This is a genomic window from Maritimibacter harenae (assembly GCF_009882975.1).
GTDB lineage: Bacteria > Pseudomonadota > Alphaproteobacteria > Rhodobacterales > Rhodobacteraceae > Maritimibacter > Maritimibacter harenae.
This window is the reverse complement of sequence record NZ_WTUX01000003.1, coordinates 64,798-67,822: the sequence shown is the minus strand read 5'-3', so window position 1 is coordinate 67,822 and position 3,025 is coordinate 64,798. Positions and strand designations below refer to the sequence as shown.

At 64.8% G+C, this 3,025-nt stretch carries 4 protein-coding genes and 1 pseudogene (1 of these 5 cut by a window edge); all 5 read right to left on the bottom strand.

Annotated elements, in window-relative coordinates; translation table 11 throughout:
• A partial coding sequence (locus GQE99_RS21695) for an aldehyde dehydrogenase family protein (RefSeq protein WP_268892719.1) occupies window positions 1-508 on the bottom strand: 508 nt, incomplete at its 3' end.
• A 4-nt stretch (window positions 509-512) separates the two neighbouring features.
• Window positions 513-989, bottom strand: a pseudogene (locus tag GQE99_RS21690) (aldehyde dehydrogenase family protein); the annotation flags it as partial.
• A 116-nt stretch (window positions 990-1,105) separates the two neighbouring features.
• Window positions 1,106-1,552 (bottom strand): hypothetical protein, encoded by a 447-nt coding sequence (locus tag GQE99_RS01605; RefSeq protein WP_161349836.1) that lies wholly within the window; start codon window positions 1,550-1,552, stop codon window positions 1,106-1,108.
• Between the two features lie 12 nt (window positions 1,553-1,564).
• Window positions 1,565-2,302 carry an ABC transporter substrate-binding protein gene (locus tag GQE99_RS01600; RefSeq protein WP_161349835.1) on the bottom strand — a complete coding sequence of 246 codons (738 nt, stop codon included), beginning with the start codon at window positions 2,300-2,302 and terminating at the stop codon, window positions 1,565-1,567.
• Window positions 2,303-2,407: 105 nt separating this feature from the next.
• Window positions 2,408-3,025, bottom strand: the 3' portion of a protein-coding gene (locus tag GQE99_RS01595; protein ID WP_456237981.1) for a Gfo/Idh/MocA family oxidoreductase. The gene runs 330 nt beyond the window's last position; 618 of the gene's 948 nt are visible here — the last part of the coding sequence; its start codon lies beyond the right edge, outside the window; it ends in the stop codon at window positions 2,408-2,410.

Below are 3,025 nucleotides of genomic sequence, written 5' to 3'. Positions count from 1 at the left end.
TGAAGCCCATGACCCGGTCGAAATGCGCCCTGCTGACCAGCGAGCCCATCGTGGTGCCTTCCTCGGTGGGAATGCCAGGCTTGAAGCGCTTAACCTTATCGGCCAGCCGTCCGACCACGGCGTCGTGCAGCTCGTCGTGAAGGAACGCTCTGCTGGTCGAACCGCAGGACTGGCCGCACCAGCCAAAGTTCATCCCCGCGACGATCGCGTCCGCCACCTTGTCTGGATCACTGTCCGGATAGGCGATCAGAGCGTTCTTACCGCCAAGTTCCAGAAGTACCGGCTTTATCGTGTCGCTGGCGCCATGCATCACGGCCCGGCCCGCGCCCACCGATCCGATCATGGTCACCTTGGCGACGTCCCGATGCGCAGCCAGACCAGCACCCGCTTCCGTGCCACCCGGCAGAACGGAAAAAACGCCAGCGGGCAGCAAGTCCTCGACGATTTCCGNCCAGCCGCAGTGCCGAAAGCGGCGCCTGGANNNCCGGCGGCTTGATGATAACCGCATTACCTGCCGCCAGCGGCGCGGCCATCTTGCCTCCACAGAACATGAACGGATGATTGAATGCGAGGATGCGCGCCACCACGCCCATCGGCTCTCGCGTGGTCATGTTCACCCGCTCGGGGCCCATCGGGATCGTGTCGCCCTTCATCTCGGTCACGAGGCCGGCGAAGAATTCCATTTGCGCGGCGGCGACGCCCGCGTCCCCTNCGTGTTCGCGCAGCCGCGCGGCGATTTCCTTGAGAATTCGGGCCCGCTCCAGCGGTGCGACATCGCGCCATTCGCGAAAGCCTGCATCCGCGGCAACCACGGCAGCATCGACATCGGCCTGAGTGGCCACGGCGACGGGTGCCAAGGCCTTGCCGGTCGCCGGATTCACCGTGTCTTCGTAACCGCCCGCACTCGGTTTGTGCCAGCGCCCACCGTAATAGAGATCACGGTGTTTTGGCAGCGATGCCTCGATATCGAGGCGCGATGACTCGCCCATCACAGGTCTCCTCCCCGTTTGTCGGGCGCGCCCCCTCTCCCAGCAGCCGCGCCCATGAATTTGTCGTATCGTGCCATATCGGCCGTCGTCGACGTCGCCACGACGTCTCTGCCGGTTCAGACAGCCATGTCGCTCAAGAGTTGCAGGAAACGCTTTCCGGACATCACTTCACGCAGAGGCAACTTGGCTTGCTCGGCGTCCAGCTCGGCGTCGTATGACAGCCCGCGCCCGTCCCAGAACCACCAGTAGACGATCTCGCCCTGCTTGTCGCGGATCGGCATACGGAAGGTAGGGAACGCGCTGTATGCCTCGGGCACGGCGACGTTTTCCACGAAACTGCACGCGGCGCCAGCCTGCGCCAGAGCCCGGTCGACCGGGATCATGGCCATGAACCGGGTCTCACCCGCGACAAGGGTACCAAGATCCGCGGGACGATCTTCGTGGAGCCCGTCCAGCGCGCGAACCACTGGCGGGTAACTCGGGTGCATGTGCGTGACCTGCACGTAAGCAAGTCCGCCGTCGGTGGTGATTTCCAGCACGTCTCCGGGCTTCAGTTCACTCATCTTGCACCCCTTTCAAAGGCTGTAGGCTTCCTGCGTCGACGGATGGAACAGCTCGTCCACCGAAACGCGTCTCGGCGACAGTCCCTGCGCGTGGTGATAGGCAAGGAACTTCTCAAGCACCTGCGCATTGCCAACGACGCCGTAGGTCCAGGGGTCCTGCCCCATAAGCGCTTGCGCCCGGTTCAGGTTATCCTCGACGAACGGCATCGTGACCTTGGTCGCCGAGGTATCCTGCAGCGCGTCCTGCGCCAGCTTCTTCGATTCCGAGAATGCCTTCAGCAGAGCGCCGGGAAGCCAAGGGTGCTGATCCGCTAGGGCGCGGCGCACACCGAGCACGTGCATGATCGGGAACACTTTGGTTCGTCGGTAGAAATCCTCGGCAGCGCTCACGCTGTCGGAGAACAGCCGGCCCACGTGCGGATGCCCTTCGGCAAAGCAGCGCGGCCAGCGCGGACCGATGAACCCGTCGATCTCGCCCGCTTCCAGCATGCCGTTCAGGGTGGCACCCTCCGGTNGGTCGACCTTGATCTTCTCCGGACGGCCCGGCGTGTCCATGCCGCCGCGCACCCACGTGACGTCCGACGGACGCACGCCGAAGTCTTCCTCCAGGATGCCACGCACCCAGACGTTGGCCGAAAGCTGATATTCGGCGATGCCGATCCGCTTTCCCCTCAGGTCTTCTGGCTTCTCGATGCCTTTGTCGGTGCGGATGTAGACCGAGGTGTGGCGGAATGCCCGGCTCAGGAACACCGGGACCGCAACGTAGTGCGGGTCACCGCGTGCANTTGACGCGACCGTCGACGATGGCCCGGGTCCGGTCGTAGTTGCCCATGGCGAGGGAAAGGGTCAGGTCGCTCAAGGTGTCATCTCCTCCTGATAAATTCCGCATTGGCGCGTGAGTTCGGCCGCCACGCCGGTTTCGGCCGAGTGCAGGATTGCGTGGCAAACCTCGAGGCTCGCCCGCCCCCAACGCCCCGTCTGCGCCGGAGGTTTGTTGTGCCGCACCGCGGCCACCAGCGCATCGATCACTGTCTCGCGCGGGACAGTGCTCAGTGGCGTCTCCTCGAAGTGCTGCGCGAAGTCGCCGAAAACCTCCACACCGTCGGGAGTGAGGCGCAGGTCACCCCGGTCGCAGAGCACGATGACCGGGCCGAAATGTTCATGGTGACGCGCGGTCGGCGGGGCGTCTCCGGCGCCATAGGTCCGCGTGGTCTTGAGGCGGGCCTCCGCCTCGGCGTCGAGCCCCTCGAGCGCCCTACGGGCGCGGCCGTAGGCTTCCGGTGACTTGTCGCCACCGAGTTCGGCCACATTGTTCATCCAGATGTCGCTGTCGAAATGGGCGTATCCCGAATAGGTCAGAGTGGCGAAGGCGCCGCCATGGAAGTCCATGAGGGCGGAATAGGCGCCTTCCGTCGGACGCGCCGGATCCCAGGCCCCTGTCATCGCCGAGACCNCTGCGCCCGAGTCCGCCGC